Below are 23463 nucleotides of genomic sequence, written 5' to 3'. Positions count from 1 at the left end.
TATAGAAACGCATCTTGATATATGCGTGTGCATCTCATATTTGGTCGGTAAGGACAGACGTTGATCTTATGAATCGCATCAGCGCCGGTCTCATTTCATTTCGCTTGGCTGACCTGAATCCCTTCTTATGGGAATACGCTTCATCGTGTCGCTCGCCGCACAGCTCAGAAACGAAGCGAGTAGAAGGGTAACGACGGCGGCGACACATGGCCGGTTTCATTAATGCAATATGGATTAATAGTACGACGAACACTATTAGTCCGTTACTGAATTGAAACTACTTATGGTTATCGCCTGAGAAATTCGTTAGAGTCGAAATGGCTGCCCGCCCAAGAGGATGCGCAGGCCGGCACGAGCGCCGGGCTGAATCGGACACGCAGAGGCACGGACGCGATTTTTTCGTGGAAGGACGTCATGATGCGAACCATTCGAAGCAGTCTGCTTGTGCTTGGCTTTGCGATACTCGCCTCGTGTGCGGACCATAAGCCAGCGGTCGAGTCCGTCACTGTGCCGGCCGCGACGTCTTCGTCCGGGATCGGACTGCCATCGTGGAACGACACGCCCACCAAGCACGCAATCGTGGACTACGTCGCGCGCGTGACGCGACTCGGCTCGTCTGAGTACGTTTCGCCCGAGGCTCGAATCGCGGTGTTCGATAACGACGGCACGCTGTGGCTCGAACAACCCGCGTACACGCAACTTGTTTTTATATTCCAGCGCGTTCATGTACTCGCGCCCGTACATCCGGAGTGGAATACCGAGGAGCTGTTTCGTTCGATCCTGAAGGGCGATATGAACGGCGTGGCCGCGACCGGCGAGGAAGGCCTGACGAAACTGCTTGCCGCCACACATGCGGGCATGTCGACCGATGCGTTTGCGCAGATCGTTCATAACTGGTTCGAGACCGCAAAGGACCGCCGGTTCGACCGGCTGTACACCGAGCTCGCCTATCAGCCGATGATCGAGGTCCTCAGATATCTCGAGGCGAACGGGTTCACGAACTACATCGTGACCGGTGGTGGGGTGGAATTCGTGCGGGCGATATCGCAGTCCGTCTATGCGATCCCCCCGGAACACGTTATAGGCAGCACCGTGAAGTATAAATACTCGATTATGGACGGTGTGCCGACGCTGCTAAGGCTGGCGCAGATTGCAAACATCAACGATGGGCCCGGCAAGCCGCAGACCATCGAGGCTGTCATTGGACGCAGGCCGCTGATGGCCTTCGGCAATTCCGACGGCGATCAACAGATGCTGGAATGGACCGCGGCCGGTTCGGGGGCGCGCTTTGCCGCTCTGGTGCATCACACCGATGGCGAGCGGGAGTATGCCTACGACAAGGCATCGAAGGTCGGCAAGCTCGACAAGGCATTGGACGAGGCAAACAGCAAACGCTGGACGGTCATCGACATGCAGAAAGACTGGAACACGATGTTCGTTCCCGTGTCCGCACAGCCCACACAGCCCACACAGCCCGCTCAGACGAAATGAGGTTCGTGACCAGCGGGACGCGTCGCTCACTGCATCGCGCCGGTACCGCATCAGCGTAGGCGCCCTCGCATTGAATCACGAAGCGGCGTGCGACAGTCTTCGCTTGAAAAAGTCCACGATGTGCTGGCGTGTATCCATCGATGCCACGGCGGCCTTAGGATCGAGCCCAAAACGACGGGCGGACGCTGCGACGAGACTCTTCTGAAGATCGTTCGGCGGCGCTGTCAACGCAGGCCGGTCGTAGTGGCCGAGCGGTGCGGCGATATTTGGCAGATCGGTGCGCGCGTCGCTGAGTGTCAGGATGGCGTCGAGCGTCGGGGCTTTGGCAATGCGCGCGCTCGGCAACATCGCCGATGCAGGAATCCCCAGCCAGTCGCGCAGGGTCGCGAGGATTGACGTGTGATCGTACGGCGTGTCAGTCGGGGACCGGAACACCGTGCCTGCCGCGATGTAGGGCGAAACGATCACAGTTGGCACGCGAATGCCAAACCGGTCGAACCTGAATCCTTCCTTGCCCGGCGAGCTTGCCTGATCGGGCGTCATCGCATTGAACGGCGGCAGGACGTGATCGAAGCAGCCGCCATGCTCGTCGAACGTGATGATGAGCAGCGTCTTTGCCCAGCCGGGCGACGTGCTGATCGCTTTCCAGATGGAATAAAGAAAGGCGTCCCCTGCCCGCGTATCGTGGGGCGGGTGCATATCGTTGGGCTCCGTGAGGAAGCTCGGTTCGATGAATGAATAGCGGGGCAGCCGGTCCTTTTCGCATGCGTCGACAAATGCGCCGAAGCCCTCGAAATGCGAGTCGAGCCAGGGGTCCCAGAGCTTCGGGAACATGGCTCGTGTCAGCGAAGGCACCAGCGTCGTATCGGTATAGACGGACCAGCTGTCGCCTTGCGACTCGAGCACATTGAAGATAGTCGGCACATCCCAGTCGAACGGATCGGGTATGGCGTCGCCGTTGTTCACGTTCCCGTTCGAGGTCCCCGCATGCGCGAATGCGCGGTTCGGCCAGGTCTGGGTGGGCACCGAGGCGAACCACGCATCCGACACGGCATACGAACGCGCAAGCGCGGCCAGTACAGGCAGTTGCGCCGTGCTGTAACCCTCGAGCACCTGTGACGCGTCCTGGGTCGAGGTCGTCGCGTAGTTGATCACGAAACCCTTCATCGTGTTCGGAGTCAGCGGGCTGACCGGGCCCGGCCCGAAGATCTGGTAGGTGACGTTGTCGAACGTTTCCTGCGGATCGGGATCGGGCACCGTGGGTTGGCTTGCCGACTGCTTCACGAAGACCTGAGCCGTTGGCCCGCCGTTGTAAAAACCTGGGTCTGAGGGGTTCCACATATCGGGCCGCAAACCGTCGAAGGTTGCCGGACTGCCCGCGGGGAGGACGACGTTCGGCCGCTCTCCCTGCGCATAGAGCCAGCCGAGCAGGGTATCGAGCGACCGGTTTTCAAGCATCACGACGACGACGTGTTCGATCTGATCCAGGATTTTGTCCATTGATGCATCCGAAGCGTGTTTGAACTCGTCGCTGACCAGCCCGTTCGAGGGGCGGCGGCGGGCAATGGGTAATGATCCGTAAAACAACCGTTATTCACGGCGCTTCACAACAATTTAGACTGCTTGCTGATTTTCGGGCTGTGCGCTCACGCGATGTCGCGCAGGAGTCCGTCTACGACGGCAACAGTTTTCGAGGAGCTCTTACTTTGAATGACGTTTCAACGCTGGACCGGCGGTCGATGCTTCCGCGCATGGCGGGCTCGTGCATGATAGCCGTATGTGCACTCTTCCCGCTTGCCTCGCGAGTGTTCGCACAGTCGAGCGCGCCCGTCGTAAGCAGCGTCCTTACTCATCCGGCAACCGACGATACGGGTGGCGAGTCGGGCGCAATCAACGACAACTGGAAATTCATCACCGACCCGCCGGCGCACCCGGTTGCGGCGAGCGCGCCGGCGCCATCCAACGGCTCGCGTGGCGGAAAACACGGTCGGGGTATGGGAGGCATGGGAGGCTCAGGCGGAATGGGCGGCTCGGGCGGAATGAGTGGCTCGGGCGGAATGGGAGGTTCAGGCAGCGTGGGTGGCACAGGCAATGCGTCGGCAGGTGCGTCGAACGGCCTACCCTCGAATCTGCCCGTCAGTCCGCCCGGCACTGCACAATAGTCCTTCATTGCGCATCGTTGCGCGGCAAGGACCTTCGTCTCCTTGCCGTCGCTTTACTTCACGTGTTTGTCGATAATGCTCGTTTACTTTTATGGATTTTCTCGCGCTCATAATTTCATAGGCGGCTGAAGGCAAAAAAAGAAGTACCCAACATTTGAGCATGTGATTTACTTGTCATGGCCCCATGGACGTCGCCACTCCACCGCTCCATGACCCGCGATAGCCTTGCCACTTTTTATTCAAGTTGCTCGAGCTAGCGCAAAATGCTGACAACGTCTTTCGGCTTCTCACTCGGATCGTTCACGCTTTTTCGGCTCTGGACTGCTCCTCATATGACAGCCTGCAAAACGACCAAGGTTGCAAGGTCGGGCTGGCCCGCATTTTTTTTGCGCCTCTGGCCCTATCTTCCGCACACGAGTGCTGGCAAAGTTCGCGCGCTAATGTATCGCGCCGGGAGAGATCGCAACGATCGCATGCGAACGACGTTATCGGGTCTTCGGCCAGGCGCAATGCCGGTTTGAGCCGGGCGAGCGCATCTGTACCGGACTACCAGATAATAATACTCGGCGCATATGACGATCTCATTTTGGGTAAATCACTTAGTAAAATGCGGCTTCAGCTATAAGGTGTCTCGTTTAGTGGCCGCCATGCTATGGCTGGTATTGGCATTCTGGACTGCCGGCGCACACGCGGAAATAAATGCGCAGCCGGATCACGACCCATGGCCGCTTGTGTTCGGTTCGCATCGGATTTCCGAACTGGCTCAATTGGCACCGCTTTCCGGCATCAGCTTTTCCCCTTCGGCGATTGCGCCGGTTTCCGCGGTCCCCTGTAATGGCGCAACCTGTTCGTCGGGCGCCATCGTCCCCTCGGCTTTCGCTACCGTGCCAGCTGAGAAGGCCTTGAAGGCTCAGATCGCATTTGAGTTGCGCTTGCCGCCTGCTCCGGTGACGCGGCTCGTCGAGCCTTCGCTGCGATCGTGGCCGCAGTTGCCCGAGCCGCAAACGCTGTTACTCCTGCTGAGCCTATTGTTTTGGCCGGCCTTGGCGGGATTGTTCATATTAGTGGGACATTGGTGTTGGCTGCGCTGGTTTCACTATGACAAAAGAATGGAGCGCGCCGCGCGAGCGGGCCTGGCTCGCGGCGAATTCCACATAGAATATCAACCGCTGGTGAGTATCCGCGGCAGAGTTTGCGTAGGAATGGACGCCATGCTGCGTTGGGCGAATCCGGACTTCGGTAAAATAGGTAGTGCAAATTACATGGCCGTCCTCGAGCGCTGCAGCTGGATCGGCACATTGATGAAATATGCCTTAGCGAGGGTGGCGCAGGAGATCGGCGAGCTATCCGAAGCTCGCCTGCTTTACGTTATCGTTGATATTCCGCTTGCCTGCTTGACGAGTGAGAGTTTTTTTCGCTGGCTGATCGAGATTGTCACGATGGACCGCACACATCGAATCGTGGTCGGTCTTGATCATAAAGCGCTTGGCAGCGTCGAGAGAACGCTGTCAAACCAGATGGCGCATGCGCGAGCAAGAGGTGTGATTTTTGCACTGACCGGTCTGGGAGCAGATGAGGGTAGCGACGCGTTCCGTTATCCGAAGGAGTTGAGTTTTGAAATAATCAAGGTGGATCGCCGCATTTTCTCGCTAACACCGCCGCAACGTGCGCGGCGGCTTCAATCGCTGGCGAGCGCCGCGCGGGAAATGGATGCGATGCTCATCGTCGATGGGGTCGACACAGGGGTTCACCACGACGTATTACGCTCGGTCGGCGGCGAATTTGGACAGGGATTCTTTTACAGCCGCCCATTGGCCATGCGCCGGCTCAAGTCCTTTTTGCAGGGATCGGCCCGGGCTCGGTTCTTATAAAGGGCGAGCCATCTCACCGGAGATGAGGTAGCCGGCCCCATCAACAGCTACCCATTCGCATCTCGAGCACGCTGTGCCGGGGCGTGCCGGATCGGATTTCCCGTGCCCGGTCGCACCGCGGTGCGCGCCATCGCGTCCGACGCGGTTCGATGGATCGAGCGTGGTTTGTTCGGAGACTTGCCACTATAAGAGTGAGGAAAATGTGAAGCGCTATGAGCAGTTGGCCGGACAGATTGAAGAGCTTATCCGGTGCGGTCAACTGCGGGCCGGAGCACGTCTTCCGTCGATCCGTATCGCTTGCAGGCTGTACTCCGCGAGTCGTACCACTGTGTTCAGAGCCTATTACAAGCTTGAGAGTCAGGGCCTGATCGTTGCCCATGCGCGTTCGGGGTATTTTGTATCCGACACGATCCGTCAGGAACGCGAGATATCGTACGAGCCGCTGGCCACGCAGCGAACGCAGCCGCTGGTGAACGTGGACAATCTCGTATTCCACATGCTCGGCTCACTGAAGCATACGTATGTGGCGGAACTGGGCTCTCCGTCGCCCAGCCCGGAATTGTTTCCCGTCGGGAGAATCGGCAGGGCAGTTGCCGCGGCCTGCCGGTCGATGACCTTCGCAGACGCGATGACGGGCCAGCCGCCGGGCGACGAAAGTCTGCGGCAGCAGATTGCCTTGCGCTATCTGATACGCGGCATGGTCGTTCCGGTGAACGAAATCATCATCACGAGTGGTGCAATCGATGCACTGACCCATAGCCTGCAGATACTGACGCGCGCGGGCGACGTGGTGGCCATCGGTTCACCGGTCTTCTACGGGGTGTCGCGAGCCGTAGAACGTCTCCAGTTGAAGGTCGTGGAAATCCCCATCGATCCGAACGACGGGCTCGATCTGGATGCATTGGCCGAGGCGCTCGAGCGCCATCCGGTGCGTGCGTGCTGGTTCATGACGTCATTCCAGAATCCGACCGGTGTGACGATGTCCGACGCGAAAAAGGAGGCGCTTGTCGAACTTCTGGCGATGCATGATGTGCCGCTCATCGAGGACGACATGTACGGCGACCTGCATTTCGGCGCGGTTCCGTCGCGCCCTGCCAAGTTCTTCGATCGGCAGGGGCTCGTTCTCCACTGCGGCTCGTTTTCCGAAAGCCTTGCGCCGGGCCACCGGGTCGGCTGGATCGCTGCGGGGCGGTTCGCGCAACAGATCGAGCGGGTAACGTGGATGGCGCCCATCTCGGCAAACGTCGCCACGCAGCGCGCGATTGCCAACTATCTCGAGGGCGGCAGTTATGAACGCTTTCTGCGTGGCCTGCGCAAGGAGCTGCAGACTCTGCAAAGTCATATGCTGCGCGCCATTGCTCGCTACTTTCCGTCGCAGACCAAGAGCGTCCGACCGATGGGCGGCTATTTTCTCTGGCTCGAACTACCGCCGCAGGTGAATTCGATACAGCTCTTCGAAGATGCGCTCGCGCAAAGCATCAGTCTCGCGCCGGGCCCGATCTTCTCGACAAAGGGCGAGTTCCAGGGGCACATCCGATTGAACTACGGCCACCGGTGGTCGCAAAAGATCGAAGAGGCGATTGCCACGCTGGGCGATCTGGCAAAGAACGGCAACACTCAGGGCGGCGCGACCGGCTAAGTTTGCCAGCCGAGCCACCCGGCGCGAGGCCATACGCGAAGCGCGGCGGTATTGCCTCGGTTGCGCTGCGCGAGTCACCGTCCGATGGCGTTCCGGTGCTTCGCTAGCGCACCTTCACTCCCACCACCTTGCCGGCGATCATTTCGCCGATCGGTATCGCGGATGTCGCGGCAGGCGAAGGCGCATTGCAGACATGGAGCATGCGCGCCGTCTCGAGAAACAGGAAGTCGTGCACGAGCGTCCCGTCACGCATGACGGCCTGTGCGCGGATGCCGGCTTCGTACGGCATCAGATCGTCGAGCTCGAGAGACGGGCAGTACTTGCGGCACTCCTGCAAATAGCCCGCTTTCGACATGGCGTTGCGCATTTCCCTGATGCCGTGCTTGAGGTTTTTGCCCATCGTCTTCCAGAAGCCCGGGAAGCCCGCGTACTCAGCGACGTCGCGCAGATTGAACGAGAACTTCGGATAGCCTTCGCGAGCGAATCCGAGCACGGCGCTCGGTCCCACCGTCACGCTACCGTCGATCATCCGAGTCAGGTGCACCCCGAGGAAGGGCAGGTCCGGATCGGGTACCGGATAGATCAGGTGCTGCACGATATCGTTTCGCGACGGCCGTAGCCGATAGTATTCGCCGCGGAACGGCACGATCTGGTGCGCTGTCTCGATGCCGGCCATTCTCGCCAGCCGGTCCGATTGCAGGCCCGCGCACACGACGAGTTTCCTTGCCTGCCATTCGCGGCCATTGTCCGCCACGCTCACCTTGTCCGCCATCTCGCGGATCGCGGCGACCTCGACGTTCATCTCGATGGTCGCGCCACCTTGCCTGATCACGGTAGCCATGCTCGCGCAGACGCGCCGGTAGTCGACGATGCCGGTCTCGCGCACGAGGAGGGCGGCCAGCCCGTCGATGTTCGGCTCTCGCCGATGCAGCGCCGCGGCATCGAGCTGTTCGACTTCGATCTCGTTGAGACGCGCACGCTCGACGAGACCACTCATGCGTTGAAGCTCGAGATCGTTGGTCGCGACAAGCAGCTTTCCGCATGTCTCATAAGGGATCCCGTGCTGCTCGCAAAATGCCTTGGTGGCCCTCGCGCCGCTGCGGCACAGCCTGGCCTTCAAACTGCCCGGTGCGTAGTAGATGCCCGCATGGATGACGCCGCTGTTATGGCCTGTCTGATGCATTGCGAGGCTCGATTCCTTTTCGAGCAACACGAGGCTCGCCTGTGGCTCCAGCTCCTGGAGCTTCATGGCCGTAGCGAGACCGACAATGCCGCCGCCGATCACACAGTAGTCGTAAATCATCGTGAGCCTTCGCTTCGATCGTGGTGCGACATTGTATGCATTCAGCGAGCGCAAGGCGCCGAACGCCTGGACTCGTCTTTCGCCTCGGCCCCTGGAAATTCGCTCGAAGGCCACGCGCAACCAGCAGGAGGTCCTACCCCGGCTGCACGCTCCAGCCGAGCCCCAGGCTTTTCTGCAAGGACACGAAATCCTTCACCAATTCGGCCTGCCCCGCGACGACGTTTTGTTGTGCGCTAAATTGCACACGCTGCGTGTCGAGCAAGTCGATCAGGCTCGACACACCCGCCACATGACGCTGCCGCATCAGTGTCGCGGAACGGTCGGCTGATGCCTGTACCTGTTGCAGCGTGGCCAGGTGTTCGCGCTGGTGGCCATAGCGCGACAATGCGGTATTCGCATCCTGAAGCGCGGCCAGCACCGTATGCGCGTAGTGCGCCGCGGCCTCGTCCCGCGAGGCCTCCGCGCTATGGATACTGCTGATCGTGCGGCCGAAGTCGAGCACATTCCACTGCAGGTACGGCACCGCGATCCACGTGAAGTTGCTCTTGCGGACCAAATGACCGGGATCGGCGGCGCTGAAGCCGAGGTCGCCGAACAGCGTCACCTTCGGAAAGAAATCGGCCGTATGCTCGCCGATCTGCGCGTTGCTCGAGGCGAGCCGGCGCTCGGCCGCCCGGATATCGGGTCGCTGCTGCAACATCGCAGCCGGATCGCCGACCGCTACCGATGCAGGCAAGGCCGGTATCGCACCGGGTGTCGAGAGTTGCCGATCGAGCGCGCCCGGCGCCTGGCCCGTCAGCACCGCGAGCTGGTCGAGCGATTCGCTGACCTGTGCATCGAGCGGGGTCAGCGTGGCCCGGGTGTTTTCGACTTGCGTGGTCAGCCGTTCGACATCGACGTCGGCTGCCGTGCCGCGGGCGCGCCGCTGCAGCGTCAGATCGAGCATCTGCTGCTCCAGCTCGGCCGAACGCTGGGCGAGCAGCAGTCTCTGTTGCTCGTCGCGCAGGTCGATATAGGCCTGCGCGACTTCGGCCGCGAGCGATACCTGCGCATCCGCGAGATCGGCGTCGACGGCATCGGCCTCGGCCGTCGCGGCTTCGACCGCGCGCCGCGTGCCGCCGAACAGGTCGATCTCCCATGAGGCGTCGAAACCCGCGGTGTAAAGCTGGAGCGGCCCGCGGCCGGTCGACCCCTGGCTTTGCCCGGTCGACGAACCACTATCACCACCGCCCTGGGAAGACCCGAACAAACTCGGGTCGGGCGAGCGCGTACGCAACGCGGCAGCATTGAACGAGACGGTCGGCATGCCGGCGGCTCTCTGCTGCTGCAACTGGGCGCGCGCTTCACGCAGGCGTGCCTGCGCCGCATGAAGATCGGGATTGTGGGCGAATGCGGCCTCGATCAGTGCATTCAGATGCGGGTCGTCGAGCGAGCACCACCACTGGCTTGGCGCCCGTGCCGATACGATTCCGCCGCCGCCGACTCTGCTACTGCCGTGAGCGTCGTCTATTCCGGCTGCCGGCGCACGGACGAACTTCGATGCATGCGCTGCCTCAGACGCAACCTCCGGTGCACCGGCGTAGTCGGGCCCGACGGTGCAGGCCGACAAGGCGCATAGGGAGGCGAGCAGCGCCGGGATCAGGGAAAGGGAAGGGCGAACGGACATCGTGAGTATCTTATGAAGCGTCAATGGCCGGCGGAGGCGGACGGTGCTTGCCCGCGCGGCGTTCTCAACAGGAGCGCGAGGGGCACGCAGGCGAGCAATGCAATGCCGAGAAGGTAGAACGTTTCCGAGTACGTAATCACGGTTGCCTGCTGTTGAATCTGCGCGGCGATCTGGCCGAGCGCGCGCATCTTCGAATAGGCCAGGTCGCCGGTTTGCGCAAACCAGCTTGCGGCGCTCGACGCGATGCGTTCCTGGCCGAGCACGGAGTTCGCCGACAGCGATTCGCGGATCATGGCGGTGTGAAACGTCGTGCGACGGTCGATCACGGTGCCGATGATGGCAAGCCCGACCGAACCGCCGAGATTGCGGGCCATGTTGTAGAGCCCCGCCGCATCGCCGGAGTCCTCACGCGAGACGGCCGCCATCGATGCCTGGTTCAACGGCATCATCGCGAGGATCTGCGCGATGCCGCGGATCAGCTGCGACCAGAAAAAGTCGTGCCCGACACTCTGCGCGCTCAGGTCGATATCGAGCATGCAACTCCAGGCGAACAGGACGAGGCCTGTGATCACGAGTATCCGGAAGTCGAGCTTGCCGAGCAGGCGTGGCAGGACCGGCATCATCAGGAAGGCCGGCACACCCGATATGAGCATGATCGCGCCCGCCTGCTGCGCGTTGTACCCCGCGACCAGACTGAGAAATTGCGGCAACAGGTACGACACACCATAGAGCCCCGCACCGACCGCGAACACGATGATGATGACGCTCGCATAGCGCGGATTGCGCAGCAGGTTTAGGCGCATGATCGGCTTGCTCGCGGTGAATTGCGAGAGCGCGATCAGCACCATGCCGGCGAGCGACACGACGCTCAACGTGATGATCATGCTCGACTCGAACCAGCGTTCACGTTGGCCTTCCTCGAGCACCACCGTCAGCGAGCTCAGACCGATCGCGAGGCCGACGATGCCGAGCCAGTCCGCCTTGAAGAAAGCTGCCCACTGCGGCCGCTCGGCCGGTAGGCCGACGATCAGCAAGGTGATCAGCGCGAGGCAGACCGGCAGATTGATGAAGAAGCACCACGACCAGCTGATGTTCTCCGCCAGCCATCCGCCGAGTACCGGACCGAGCAGTGGACCGAGCAGCACGATGAGGCCGAACACGGTCATGCCGACTGGCAACTGCGCGCGCGGCAGCCGGGTACGGATGATGGTCTGGGCAGTCGGGATCATCGCGCCGCCGGCAAAGCCCTGGCCGATGCGGCCGATGATCATCACGGGCAGCGTATGCGACCAGCCGCACATCATCGAGAACAGGATGAACAGGGTCGCATTGCCGAGCAGGAAATTGCGCAGACCGAACACACGTGTGAGCCACGCCGCGAGCGGGATCATCACGATCTCGGACATCAAGTAGCCCGTCGAGATCCAGGTGCCCTCCGTGCCCGTCGCGCCGATCTCGCCCTGGATCTGCGGCAAGGCGGAGTTGGTGATCGAGATGTCGAGCGTCGCCATCAGCGCGCCCAGCGAGCCCGCCGCGACGGCGATCCAGTCGGCGGCGCTGGCATGCGTGGGCTCGGGCCGAGGGGCGGACGACGGCGGGGGAGAAGGCATGGAGGGCGCCGCCGGCCCGGCCGACGATGAGGTCATGCCTGCGGGATCAACCATGCTTGTCTTCCGCATTGTCGGACTTGTTGTCCTCATGAGCGGAGCGCGTATCCACGTCGGCGGTGACAGACAAGCCCGGCAGTAGCACCGCGAGCAGGGCAGGGCTGACATCGAGGCGGATTCGTACGGGTACGCGCTGCACGATCTTCGTGAAATTGCCGGTCGCGTTCTCGGGCGGCAGCAACGCGAACTGCGCTCCGGTGCCCGGCGAAAAACTGTCGACCACGCCGCGCAGTTCCTGACCGGGCAGGGCGTCGACGTGCAGGATCACGGGCTGGCCGACGCGCATATGCCCGACCTGTGTTTCCTTGAAGTTGGCTTCGAGATAGGTGTTTTGCACCGGTACGACCGTCAGCATCCGCGTACCGGGCTGCACGTATTGGCCGACACGCACCGAACGGTCGCCGACCTTGCCGGCCAGCGCACTGCGCACGACGGTGTCCTGCAGGTCGAGTCGGGCCTGCTGCGCGCTCGCCTTCGCGGCCTCGAGCTGGGCGCGGGCCTGGGCGATCTGCGCGGTCGTCGCGGCGATCTGCGTGCGTGCGGCATCGACCGCCGCTGAATTGGCCGCCAGCGTCGCAAGGGCCTGGTCGCGCGTGCTGGTCAGTTCCGCCAGCCGCTCGCTGGTCTCCGCTCCGGTCGCCGCCAGCGGCGCATACCGCTCAACTTCGTCGCGCGCATGCTGGGCGCTGATGCGTGCGACCTGTTGCTGGGCCTGTGCCTGTTCGATATTGGCGCGCTGCTGCAGGATATCGGCCTGGGCGCGCTGGATGTCCGCCTCGTGTGCGTCGATCGTCGCCTGGGCCTGATCGAGCGAGACCTGATACTGGCGGGCGTCGAGCCGCACCAGCGGCTCCCCGGCCTTGACCGTCGCATTGTCTCCGACGTAGACGTCCGTGACGTATCCGCTGACTTTCGGCGCTACGGTGACGCTGTCCGCCTTCAGATAGGCATCGTCGGTGGTCTCGATGAAACGGCCCACGGTCCACCAGCGCGCCAGCCAGACCGTCGCGAGGACAATTGCAACTATCCCGATCACCATCAGGGCGAAGCGCCTGCCCGATCGCCGCGATGGCGCAGCGGCAGGATCCTGCGGCAAACCTTGTGGAGGCGATCCTGCTGTCGTTGACATCTTTTCCCCGGGGTAAATTATTTCCAGATGGAACAATTATTCCAGCCGGTAAAATTGTGTCAAGTGATATATTTTGATCTTGCTACAGGAGGGAGCGCGCATGAGCGACGCAAAGCGGCTTCGTCGTCCGTCCGCGGGCGGGTACGTGCGGGGCGATGAGACACGATTGAGGATCATCGAAGCAGCGATCGAATTGTTTGGCGAGCATGGTTTCGAGGGGGCGTCGACGCGCGACATCGCCGCGCGCGCGGGTGTCAACGCGCCGGCTCTCCAGTACTACTTCGAAAACAAGGAAGGCGTTTTCCGGGCATGTGCCGAATACATTGCCGACGATGTGTGGCGGAAATTCGAACCGGTCGTCGCGCATGCGACCGAAGTCCTGCGCGGTGAGGCGGATGCCGAGGCACTCATCGATGCGTTCGTCCGCATTCAGGAAGTCATCGCGGACCGGATGATCGTCAAAGCCAATACCTCCGGTGCGCTCAACCCGCGGCTCTTCTTTGCGCGCGAGCAAGCGGGTCACGAACCGAGCGTGGCTTCCGAAGTCTTGACGCAGCGTCTTCGAAAGCCGGTGAATGACGTCGGCGCGCAACTGATTGCCCGGATCACGGGCATGGCGGCCGACAATCCGGTCACCTTGATCCGGATGTTCAGCCTGCAGGGGCAGTTGCTTATGTTCCACGCCGCTCCCCGGACGACGCTCGGGCTGCTCGGATGGAAGGAGATCGATGCGGAGAAGGGCGAACTGCTCAAGGCCACGGTCCGCGAACAGACTCGCATCCTGCTTCGGCAATGGAGCGAAGCGCGTCCAACGCCGCACCGCCGCGCCGCGAGCAAGCGTTCCGCCTGAGAGCGCGCGCTTGGGGCGCTTGGGCGGCGCTTAGGGCGCACTTTCGGAGCATCACTCGGTGGCGATTCGGCCGGTCTCAATTTCGACCTGCTCCGCCTACCGTCAATCCATGAAGCACCTATGACGAGGGGACGACACGCGGCTTGCCGCCTCGTGTACGGCATCTCGTGCCGTTCGAGCGCCTCTATTGTTTTTTTCAGGCTTCTCTTAAAAGTAAATGGCGAACAATTGCTGATGGCCCGATGCATCTATTCATGCCAGCCGTTAGAATTGACCCAAATGTTGGCAACTGGAGAAGTGGTATGAGCGGCGCCCAAGGCAGCATGACGCTGTTGATCGAGCAGGATGAAGCAAATGGCGAGAACGTGCGTGTCGTGCGTCTCGACGCGACGGCTGATGGAAAGGCCGTATTACTGATTGATATCAATGAAAAGAAGCCGGGAATTCATCGCGACATGCGATACGAGATCACCGCTGCCGAATTGATCGCCGCGATTCGCGCGCACGGGGCCGAATTGCCGGGGGAACAGCACAACTGACATACCGGGCGGGGCTCTACCTTTCAAGTCCTGAAAGCGTGTGCCCCGTCCTCTTCTTCCCGCAGGCGCACAACCCTCGACTACGCCAGGCATGTGCCTAGTTGTAGACGGATTGCATCCGCCCTGACTGGCCGTCCATCCCGCGCCCAAAGCCGACGACCCGTATCCTCGATGGTCATGTCGGAGCGTGCAAGGCCCGCTCTGACTGGCCGCCCCTCCCGCACCCAAAGCCGACGACTCGTATCCTCGATGGTTATGTCGGAGCGTGCGCGCGCTGAAGGGCCGGATTCCCATCCTGGACGACGGCATTCCTTCCCTGAACCGGATCACTGTCCTGCGCGACGGCGTTCCTGGCCGGAGCCGGGTCGCTGTTCTGCACGACAGCATTCCTGGCCGGAACCCCGTCACCGTCCACCGGCTGCTTGGACTCGTTGGCGTAGACGAGCAGCGTCGTCGAGGCGGCACCGATTGCATCGGTCATCGGCTTCGGATAGATGCCAACCACCAGCACGAGCACCGCGAGCGCGCCGAGCATGCCGCACTCGCGCCTGTTCAGGTCGGCCAGCTTTGCGATGCGCTTGTCGTGGACGACGCCGTAGATCGTGCGCTTGTACATCCACAAGGTGTAGGCCGCGCTCAGGATCAGTGTCAGCGCGGCGAGCGCCCCGATCCAGAAGTTGAACTTGACCGCGCCCATGATCACCAGGAATTCGCCGACGAACCCGGATGTGCCTGGCAACCCGATATTCGCCATCGCAAACAGCATGAAAAAGACCGCGAAGCGGGGCATGACGTTGGCGACACCGCCATATGCATCGATCGTGCGCGTCTGCGTGCGCTCGTAGAGCACGCCGATGCTCAGGAACAGGGCGCCGGACACGAAGCCGTACGAAATCATCTGCACGATCGCGCCTTCCATGCCGATGCTGTTGAAGACGAACAGCCCAAGCGTGACGAGCCCCATATGCGCGATCGACGAATAGGCGAGCATCTTGCTCATGTCGGTCTGCGCGAGCGCGACGAGACTCGCATAGATGATCGCGACGAGCGACAGCGCGATCATCACCGGTGCGAAGAGATGGCTGGCATCCGGCGTGACGGGCAATGAGAAACGCAGGAAGCCGTAGGCGCCGAGCTTCAGCATGCCGAGCACGACGGATGCACCCGTCGGTGCTTCGAGATGGACCTGCGGCAGCCAGGTATGGATCGGCCACATCGGCACCTTGACCGCGAACGCGGCGAAGAACGCAATGAAGACCAGCACCTGCGGCACCAGCCCGAGCCGTATCGTCTGCCAGGTCGCCATGTCGAAAGTGTGCGACTGCTGGTACAGGTACAGCATCGCGACCAGCATGGCAAGCGAGCCGACCAACGAGAAGAAAAAGAACCTGACCGCCGCATGCACGCGGTGCGATCCGCCCCACGAGCCGATCAGCAGATACATCGGAATCAGCGTCGCCTCGAAGAACACGAAGAACAGCATGCCGTCGAGCGAGGTGAACACGCCGTTCATCAGCCCGGACAGGAACATGAACGCCGCGAGATATTGGGGCACGCGCGCGGTGATGGCTGTCCACGAGGCGATCACGACGAGCAGTGTCGTGAAGGCGGTCAATACCGTCAGCCACAGCGAGATGCCGTCGATGCCGAGGTGGTACGAGATATCGAAGGCGGGCAGCCAGTCGAGCCGCTCGACGAACTGCATCGAGGAGGTGTGATTGTGGAAGCCCGCGATGAGGGGGAAGGTCAGTAGAAGACCGAGGGCGGATCCGGCGAGTGCGAGCCACCGGGCGGCTTGCGGTTTGTCATCAGAACCGACTTGGAGGATTGCGACACCGAAGAGGATCGGCACCCAGATGGACAGACTGAGATACGGAAGCGAATGCATTACGTGACGAGACCTTGATTGCTGCGACGCGACAATGGATGCTTTGAAAATGAAAGATATTGGAAAGCAAATCGAAGGATTTGGCCTTGAGACCAGGCCGCCTGCCAGGGATGCGTTTCGCTCTCCAAGCTCTGGACCGCCATGATACGGGTTAACGTGGACCAACGATATAAAAATTATGTCGCGGTGCGGTATTTCGTAGCGCGCCCAGTCGCGAGAGTGAGAGGCTTTGCGTTGGAATCGACACCAACGGCGCTTCGATCGGATCGTTTAGTTCAGAAAAAATTATTATTGCGATTTAAATGCCTCGATATTTTATCGTCTGATATCAAAAAACGACCGCGATGAAATGGCTTTGGATTTCGTGCTCCCCTGCGCTGCCATCTGCGCTGGTAACTCCTTCTCGAAATGCCGCTCGGCTATCCAAGAAAAATTCTTGGCGTGTTGTGATTTGAGGTCGTTGGCTTGCGGCGAATATCCAGATGGCGAAATTAACTAGCGCATTATTTTGTCGCCGCACGCGCCAAGGGTGTCGGGGATTTTCCCGCCTCAGTGCGCCGTTCGGATGGCAAAGGCGAGGCAATGCCTTATCTACGATCGGGCCAGAATGCAGCGATCATCAGCAAGTATCGAGGAGCGTGGCGTGTTTCAGCAATCCGGCCGTGGAGCAGTGCGAACCTTCTGCTTGAGGCGAGCATGCGTCTTGCGGGGCGACAAAATACGAGGGCCGCGGTTGACCCGTGCAAGATCGAGTATCGTCGCATTAAAGTCGATACCCACGGTATCAGCAGTATCAATGGTATTCATGCTCGCGTTCGGGTGGCCCGTTCGTGACGCCTTTGCGCAAGAGTTCTCGATGTTCGGCGGTCGCTCGCATTCGGGCGATACGCATACCTATACCTGGGCCTTCAATTATCAGGAGGGGCTCGGTGAGTATTTCGCCGCGAGTTTCATGTGGCTCAACGAAGGCCATATTCCGAACCATCATCGCGACGGACAGTCCGTGCAGTTCTGGGCCAGATTGCCGCTTGCGGACCGGCGTCTCGTATTTCAGGCGGGGCTCGGCCCGTATCGCTATTTCGATACCACCACCGCCGAACAAGGCGGCAGCTACTCGAATGTCCACGGCTGGGGCGTCGTGTACAGCGCGCGTGCGGCGTACTACCTGTCGAATCGGGTGGTCCTCCAATTGCAGTTCAATCGCGTCCAGGCATTCGGCGGTCCTGACTCGGTCGGCATGTTGTTCGGGCTCGGCTACCAGCTCGACGCGCCCGACAGACCGGGGCCCCGCGAATGGGCATCCGGCAGTTCGACCAAGGTCACCCATCAGGAAGTCACGCTCTATTTCGGCAATTCGATCGTGAACTCGACAAGCTCGCCAGTGGCGCTTGCGGCTGCCGTCGACTACCGGATCGGCCTCGCGAAATATCTCGATCTCACCGTGGGCTACCTGCACGAAGGCAGCAGCGAGATCGCGCGTCGCGACGGCATCACTTCGCAACTCTGGCTGACACGCGCCTTCATCGACGACAGCATCACGCTGGGTGTCGGCTTCGGAGGCTACTACGCGATCAACGAGCATCAAAACAGTCCTTCGCCCGGACCCGGCACAGGCAAGTTCTCAGGCCTGGTCTCGATTTCCGGTGCCTATCGGTTCACGCCGCACTGGGCCGCGAGACTGACCTGGAACCGGGTCGTCACGCGCTACGATCGGGACACCGATGTGATCTTTGCAGGTATCGGCTATCGTTTCTAGAATGCATGGCAATGCGGGTCGGCTTTTTTCCGGGAGAAACTCGTGGAGAAACCTATGACAAGACGCTCTGATCCCCCGTGCTTCGCGCGTTCAGTTGCACTGAGCGCTGTGTTCGCGTTTTCGTGTGCCGCACAGGCGGCGGCATCCGCTCCCCAAAGCGGGGACGCTCAGGGCGGTATCGGGTCAAGCACGCTGGCCCATGTTCAAGCACGCATCGTCGACATCGATACCGATTCGAACAGCATCGTGCTCGAAGGTCCGCGCGGCAACGACGTCGTGGTGGCCGTCAGCCCGGATGTCGGCGATGTGCAAAAGCTGAAGGTCGGCGACAGGGTCGAGATCGCCTATCGGAATGCCCTGCTCGTTCATGCCGACAAGGTCGCGTCGAACGGGATACGCGAACGGATCGACACGGATCTGACCACGCCATTGTCGGGTGGAGAGACGGCGTCGGCACGCAGTGTCGAGATCGTCGCCACCGTCGAGAAGATCGACCGCAAGAAGCGGCTTGTCACCCTGCGCGGCCCGTCGCGCACCGAGGTATTTCGTGCGCCGCCCGAGATCTCGATCGACCGGCTCAAGGTCGGCGACAGCGTGCGCGCGCAGTTTGTGTCCGCGGCCGCTGTGGAAATCACCCGGGATGGCGTGCCCGTGAAGTAAAAAGATGGATGCATGAGACGAAGCGTGCGGCGTTGTCGGCGCAATGCACGATTGCAAACACCTTGTAAAAGTGCGATGGGCATGCGCCACTCGCGCAGGCATGTGCCTTGCGGGCGGCCTCGCGGGGCCGGCAACGAAGCGGGAACATCCCTTGCGTGTCCTCCGGTACGAATACTCGCCGGAGGGAACCATGAGACAGACCGTCGTAGGTGTATTCGAGACTTCTGACGAAGCTCGCCGCGCGCAAGCTGCCCTGCTGGACGCGCGATTTCAGCCGGCATCGATCCGTGTCAGCGCGGGCGGCACACCACGAGGTGTCGACGAAGGCATGGCTTATCCGTCGGCTGCAGGCGTCGGCAGCGATTTCCTGAGCGGGTCCCCCGCGAGCCCGACGCCCGCTGCGCAACCGCAGGCAAGGGCGGATGAGAGTCTCGGAGAACGTCTTTCGGAATTTTTCAGGGATCTCTTCAGCCCGGAAGATCAACACAGGGAAATGGCGCGGTACGAGGAAGCGGTCCGGCGGGGCAGCACCCTGGTGGCCGTCGATGTCGAAGATGACCTCGAGGAGACGCTGGCTTCGGACATTCTGATTCGCGCCGGCGCTTACGATCTCGATGAGCGGGTCATGAGCTGGCGGAGGCCCGACTATGCGTCCGAGGAAGGCACTGCTCCAAGCGTTGCCGCGCAGTCTCCTGCGCCGCGTTCCGCTGCCATGCCTGGCAATGTGACCAGCATGGATCCCGCGGACCCGACGGGCTATGTCGCTTCCCGGTCGGATACGGTAGGCGCCGGCATGCCGAGCGGTGCCGTGGTTCGGCCCGATCCCTACCTCTCCGAGGCCGACCGCATGGAGTCGGAGCAACTCGAAGCCGCCCGGCGCGAGGCGGATCACATTGAGACGCTCCGGCAGCAAGCGGCGCGCGTTGAAGCGGCTCGCGAGGAAACACGCCGCGCGGAGGCGGCAGCGCAGCGCGAAGCGCAACGCCGGCAGGTTGAGCGCCTTGAAGCGGGACGGATGTCCTCGGACAGCACGCCTGGCTCCGACGACGCGCTCGTGTCGAGCCGCGAGGATCATCGACTCGGATCGGGCCAGGAGATGTTTCTTGATGATGCGGGTTTTGCGAGCAACCGTGACGAGGCGATGAGAGAAGCCTCGTCGCAGCGGCAGGGCCGTTCGACGATCAGTCGCAACGTGCGGATTTACTCGCGCCGCGCGGACGATCCCGCTGTCCTTCGCGCCGCGGCTTCGGAAGACGACCGCAGGGCGCCCCCGACAGCCCGGAATCATCCTTTGCGCGAGGAGACGCTGAGCCCGGAACTGATGCCTGACGAACGCTCGGCGAGGGCGGCCACGCCGGGGGCACCGGCAGGCGGCTCGCAACCCCCAGCGCCGTCAAGGGATTCACGGGCGGCTGCAGAAGCGTCCGCCGCCGCTGTGCGCACCGATTGGAGTGCGGCGCCAGTCGATCCTGCAACCGACGTGCGCTCGGAACTGGGCCTGCGCTCGCCGCTCGACGACAAGCGGGCGACCCGCCAGCGAGTGCTCGACGATGGTGCCTCGTTCGGGGCAGACCCGTATGATGACGATGACCGTCGTTATGCAGAAGGAACCGAGGACGATTACGGTGCGCAAATTGATAGGGTCGGCAAGCGAGAATCGCGTCCACTGCAACACACCGATGATTCGGAATGGGACCATCTCAAACGCGTGGTCAGGGACGCCTGGCATCGCGTGACGGGCCACCATCGCTGATCCTGGGGGCCGGTGGTTCCCCGGCTAGCTTGCTGTTCCGAAGCTCGCCATCCTCCTGCGTGGATGGCGAGCTTCTTTCCATCGAGGTTCAGGTTGCGTCGGGTACCCACCGCCACTCATCGCGTTCGTCGTTGAACAGGCTCGATACCAGCGCGCGCAGCCACGTCGTGCGCGGATCGTTGTTGAACTTCCGATGCCAGTGCTGCTTGAGATCGTAGCGCGGCAGGGTGAACGGCGGCTCGGCATAGGCAATCGATGCGTGTTCGGCCGCATAGGCATAGCCGATCGCATGTGGGACGGTCGCGATCAGATCCGTCTTGCCGAGGATGAATGGCAGGCTCATGAAGTGGGATGTCTCGAGCACGGTGCGCCGGCGAATCCGGTGGCGTTCGAGGTAGTTCTCGAGCACTTCCTGGCTGCGTCCTTCGGCGCGGACCACGGCATGTCCGCAACTGGCGAATCGTTCGAGCGTCAGCTTGCCGCTTGCCAACGGGTGTCCGCTGCGCATGATGCAGAGAAAACGGTGGGTAAACAGCCGCTGCTGGAAGAAGTTGCTGCCCGCGAGGTCCGGAAAATAGCCGATCGCCAGATCGACCTCGCCGCCTTCAAGGCCCCGCTCGATGCCCGTCGGCGGCAAGGAGACCGAACGCAGCTTCGCGCGCGGGGCGACTTGCGCGAACGCGCGCAAAAGCGGCGGCAGAAAGACGATTTCACCGACGTCCGATAGCGCGATCGAAAAGGTATCGGTGGTCGTCGCGGGGTCAAAATTATGCGTCTCGACCATGCCCTTCTGGATCCGGTCGAGCGCCTCACGCGCCGCCGGCACGAGTGCCAGCGCGCGCGGGGTGGGCTCCATGCCCCGCGAGGTCCGCACGAACAGGGGGTCGTTGAAATACTCGCGCAGGCGGCCCAGCGCCGTGCTCACGCGAGGCTGGCTGACACCGAGCGCGCGCGCTGCGCTGCTGACATTGCGTTTCTCGTCGAGCGCGACCAGAAATGGAATGAGGTTCAAATCGAGGTCCTGCATCGGGGTGTCCATGGCGGCTTATCGCTTTAACATATAAAGCATATCTCCAAAATCGCTCTGTCGAATAGTGGAATTTGCGCGGAAAATCCTATTCAACAATTCCAAGCAGTCAGCGGAGATATCATGCGTACCCAAGTTGCGATCATAGGAGCGGGGCCGGCCGGCCTGCTGTTGTCTCATCTTCTGCGCCGGCAGGGCATCGACTCGGTGGTCGTCGAAATGCGTTCGCGCGAATACTGCGAAAACCGGATTCGCGCCGGCGTGCTCGAGCAGGGCACGGTCGATACGCTCAACGAAGCGGGTCTGGGCGAGCGCATGGCCAAAGACGGATTGCTGCATCACGGCATCGAACTGCTGTTCGAGCGCCGGCTGCACCGCATCGACATGAGCAGCCTCACGGGCGGTCGTTCGATCACGGTCTATGGCCAGCATGAAGTCGTACGGGACATGATTGCCGCTGCGCAGCGACACAACCATGCGCTGTTCTTCGAGGCGTCGGAGGTGTCGCTGCACGATATCGAGTCCACCCAACCCCAGGTGCGCTTTACGCACGATGGCACCCAGCACACGCTCGACTGCGACTATATCGCCGGCTGCGATGGATTCCACGGGATCTCGCGCGGCACGATTCCCGCCGATGTGCTGCGTACCTTTGAACGCGTCTATCCCTACGCGTGGCTCGGCATTCTTGCCAACGCGCCGCCCTCGGCGGATGAACTGGTCTATGCGCATCACGAGCGCGGCTTCGCCTTGTTCAGCATGCGCTCGCCGGACGTCACGCGCCTTTACCTGCAGTGCCGACCCGATGAAAGGCTCGACGAATGGTCCGACGATCGGATCTGGGACGAGCTTCTTGCGCGCTTCGAGAACGACCAAGGCTGGTTGCCGAATCGTGGCGCGATCACGCAGAAAGGCGTGACGCCGATGCGCAGTTTCGTGACCGAGCCGATGCAATACGGGCGCCTGTTCCTCGCGGGTGATGCCGCTCATATCGTGCCGCCGACCGGCGCGAAGGGCATGAATCTCGCGGTGGCCGACGTGCGCGTGCTTTCGAAGGCGTTCGCTTCACGCTACCTCGACGGAAGCACCGATCTGCTCGACGCTTACTCGTCGCATTGCCTCGAGCGTGTCTGGCGTGCAGAGCATTTTTCCTATTTCATGACGAACATGCTGCATCCGTCGTTCGACGAGACGCCGTTCGTCAATCGCTTGAAGTTGTCCGAGTTGAAGTACGTGTCGTCATCGCATGCCGCGGCGAGCGCGCTGGCCGAGAACTATGTCGGCTTGCCGTTTGCCGAGTAGTGCGGCCAGCGATCAACACGCTTCAGGAACTATCGTTTGAGAGGAGTCGTCATGTCGTCTGAGCTTGCGCAATACCGCCGGCCTTATTGGAACAGCCAGCCGGAGCATCAATTCGAGCAATACCGTTCGAGCGGCAAGCGCTCGCCGCGCGAACCGCTCGTCATCGTGCCGCAGACCTTGTCCGAACTCACGGGCCCCGCATTCGGCCACGATGCCGTGCGCGAGTCCGACGCGGATCTCACGCGCCAGCATGCGGGTGAACCGCTCGGCGAGCGCATCGTCGTGTCGGGCCGCGTGCTCGACGAAAACGGGCGGCCGGTGCGCCATCAGCTCGTCGAAGTCTGGCAGGCCAATGCCTCGGGCCGCTATCCGCACAAGGCGGATCAGCACGACGCGCCGCTCGACCCGAATTTTTCCGGCGCCGGCCGCACGATGACCGATAGCGAAGGCCGCTATCGCTTCATCACGATCAAGCCGGGTGCGTATCCGTGGGGCAATCATTTCAATGCATGGCGCCCTGCGCATATCCACTTCTCAGTGTTCGGCGACGCCTTTCTGCAACGGCTTGTGACACAGATGTATTTTCCTGGCGACCCGCTGCTCAAGTTCGATCCGATCTACAACAGCACGGCCGACGAGATCGCGCGTGAGCGCATGATCTCGAGCTTCGACTGGGAAACCACGCTTCCCGACTGGGCGCTTGGCTTCAAGTTCGATATCGTTTTGCGGGGTCGCGACGCGACGCCGATGGAGAAATAAG

Annotated in this window: 19 protein-coding genes; 11 read left to right on the top strand and 8 right to left on the bottom strand. The window is 61.7% G+C overall.

Annotated features, from left to right (window positions below; all coding sequences use genetic code 11):
• Window positions 1–414: 414 nt before the first annotated feature.
• Entirely contained in the window at window positions 415–1491 is a 1077-nt protein-coding gene (locus HV670_RS15385; protein ID WP_246257484.1) for an HAD family hydrolase, read from the top strand.
• A gap of 75 nt (window positions 1492–1566) precedes the next feature.
• Here the strand turns inward: HV670_RS15385 and HV670_RS15380 are convergent, their stop codons facing one another.
• Window positions 1567–2991, bottom strand: coding sequence for an alkaline phosphatase family protein (locus HV670_RS15380; RefSeq protein ID WP_175105648.1), 1425 nt, complete (start codon window positions 2989–2991; stop codon window positions 1567–1569).
• A 206-nt stretch (window positions 2992–3197) separates the two neighbouring features.
• Between HV670_RS15380 and HV670_RS15375 the strand changes: the two genes are divergently transcribed.
• From HV670_RS15375 to HV670_RS15365, 3 genes are all read left to right on the top strand, one after another.
• Window positions 3198–3653, top strand: coding sequence for a hypothetical protein (locus HV670_RS15375; RefSeq protein WP_175105647.1), 456 nt, complete (start codon window positions 3198–3200; stop codon window positions 3651–3653).
• 647 nt (window positions 3654–4300) lie between these two features.
• Window positions 4301–5524 (top strand): EAL domain-containing protein, encoded by a 1224-nt coding sequence (locus HV670_RS15370; RefSeq protein ID WP_246257492.1) that lies wholly within the window; start codon window positions 4301–4303, stop codon window positions 5522–5524.
• Between the two features lie 202 nt (window positions 5525–5726).
• A complete protein-coding gene (locus tag HV670_RS15365) occupies window positions 5727–7163 on the top strand; it encodes an aminotransferase-like domain-containing protein (protein WP_175105645.1) in 1437 nt (478 codons plus the stop codon).
• A gap of 103 nt (window positions 7164–7266) precedes the next feature.
• Here the strand turns inward: HV670_RS15365 and lhgO are convergent, their stop codons facing one another.
• The 4 genes from lhgO to HV670_RS15345 all read right to left on the bottom strand — a co-directional run bounded on the left by lhgO (window position 7267) and on the right by HV670_RS15345 (window position 12928).
• Window positions 7267–8466 (bottom strand): L-2-hydroxyglutarate oxidase, encoded by a 1200-nt coding sequence (gene lhgO / locus HV670_RS15360; protein WP_175105644.1) that lies wholly within the window; start codon window positions 8464–8466, stop codon window positions 7267–7269.
• A 133-nt stretch (window positions 8467–8599) separates the two neighbouring features.
• Window positions 8600–10132: an efflux transporter outer membrane subunit gene (locus HV670_RS15355; RefSeq protein ID WP_175105643.1), complete on the bottom strand. Its 1533-nt coding sequence runs from the start codon at window positions 10130–10132 to the stop codon at window positions 8600–8602.
• Between the two features lie 20 nt (window positions 10133–10152).
• The gene (locus HV670_RS15350; RefSeq protein WP_425511430.1) at window positions 10153–11742 is read right to left on the bottom strand and encodes an MDR family MFS transporter; all 1590 of its coding nucleotides are present in this window, start codon (window positions 11740–11742) and stop codon (window positions 10153–10155) included.
• Between the two features lie 46 nt (window positions 11743–11788).
• Window positions 11789–12928 carry an HlyD family secretion protein gene (locus HV670_RS15345; RefSeq protein ID WP_175105642.1) on the bottom strand — a complete coding sequence of 380 codons (1140 nt, stop codon included), beginning with the start codon at window positions 12926–12928 and terminating at the stop codon, window positions 11789–11791.
• Between the two features lie 100 nt (window positions 12929–13028).
• Here HV670_RS15345 and HV670_RS15340 point away from each other — a divergent pair, with 100 nt between their 5' ends.
• Entirely contained in the window at window positions 13029–13778 is a 750-nt protein-coding gene (locus HV670_RS15340) for a CerR family C-terminal domain-containing protein (protein ID WP_175105641.1), read from the top strand.
• Window positions 13779–14080: 302 nt separating this feature from the next.
• On the top strand, window positions 14081–14317 hold the full coding sequence (locus HV670_RS15335; RefSeq protein WP_175105673.1) for a hypothetical protein: 237 nt from the start codon (window positions 14081–14083) through the stop codon (window positions 14315–14317).
• Between the two features lie 253 nt (window positions 14318–14570).
• Here the strand turns inward: HV670_RS15335 and HV670_RS15330 are convergent, their stop codons facing one another.
• Both HV670_RS15330 and HV670_RS15325 read right to left on the bottom strand, forming a co-directional pair.
• Window positions 14571–16205 (bottom strand): complex I subunit 4 family protein, encoded by a 1635-nt coding sequence (locus HV670_RS15330; RefSeq protein WP_175105640.1) that lies wholly within the window; start codon window positions 16203–16205, stop codon window positions 14571–14573.
• Window positions 16206–16853: 648 nt separating this feature from the next.
• Window positions 16854–17012 (bottom strand): hypothetical protein, encoded by a 159-nt coding sequence (locus tag HV670_RS15325; RefSeq protein ID WP_175105639.1) that lies wholly within the window; start codon window positions 17010–17012, stop codon window positions 16854–16856.
• On the opposite strand from HV670_RS15325, the gene HV670_RS15320 reads away from it, so the two are divergent.
• The 3 genes from HV670_RS15320 (at window position 17002) to HV670_RS15310 (ending at window position 20374) form a co-directional block, all read left to right on the top strand.
• The gene (locus tag HV670_RS15320; protein ID WP_246257478.1) at window positions 17002–17961 is read left to right on the top strand and encodes a hypothetical protein; all 960 of its coding nucleotides are present in this window, start codon (window positions 17002–17004) and stop codon (window positions 17959–17961) included. The two genes, HV670_RS15325 and HV670_RS15320, sit on opposite strands and share 11 nt — an antisense overlap.
• Before the next feature lie 54 nt (window positions 17962–18015).
• Window positions 18016–18621, top strand: a complete 606-nt coding sequence (locus tag HV670_RS15315; protein ID WP_175105638.1) for a copper-binding protein — start codon at window positions 18016–18018, stop codon at window positions 18619–18621.
• Window positions 18622–18811: 190 nt separating this feature from the next.
• The gene (locus HV670_RS15310) at window positions 18812–20374 is read left to right on the top strand and encodes a hypothetical protein (protein WP_175105637.1); all 1563 of its coding nucleotides are present in this window, start codon (window positions 18812–18814) and stop codon (window positions 20372–20374) included.
• 88 nt (window positions 20375–20462) lie between these two features.
• Here the strand turns inward: HV670_RS15310 and HV670_RS15305 are convergent, their stop codons facing one another.
• Window positions 20463–21401, bottom strand: coding sequence for a LysR family transcriptional regulator (locus tag HV670_RS15305; RefSeq protein WP_175105671.1), 939 nt, complete (start codon window positions 21399–21401; stop codon window positions 20463–20465).
• Window positions 21402–21524: 123 nt separating this feature from the next.
• Here HV670_RS15305 and pobA point away from each other — a divergent pair, with 123 nt between their 5' ends.
• On the top strand, window positions 21525–22703 hold the full coding sequence (pobA, locus tag HV670_RS15300) for a 4-hydroxybenzoate 3-monooxygenase (protein ID WP_175105636.1): 1179 nt from the start codon (window positions 21525–21527) through the stop codon (window positions 22701–22703).
• 51 nt (window positions 22704–22754) lie between these two features.
• Window positions 22755–23462, top strand: a complete 708-nt coding sequence (gene pcaH / locus HV670_RS15295) for a protocatechuate 3,4-dioxygenase subunit beta (RefSeq protein ID WP_175105635.1) — start codon at window positions 22755–22757, stop codon at window positions 23460–23462.
• Window position 23463 lies beyond the last annotated feature (1 nt).

The sequence above is a fragment of the Pararobbsia alpina genome (assembly GCF_902859895.1).
Classification (GTDB): Bacteria; Pseudomonadota; Gammaproteobacteria; order Burkholderiales; family Burkholderiaceae; genus Pararobbsia; species Pararobbsia alpina.
Note: the sequence above shows the minus strand (reverse complement) of the source record. Positions and strands in the feature narration are given on the sequence as shown.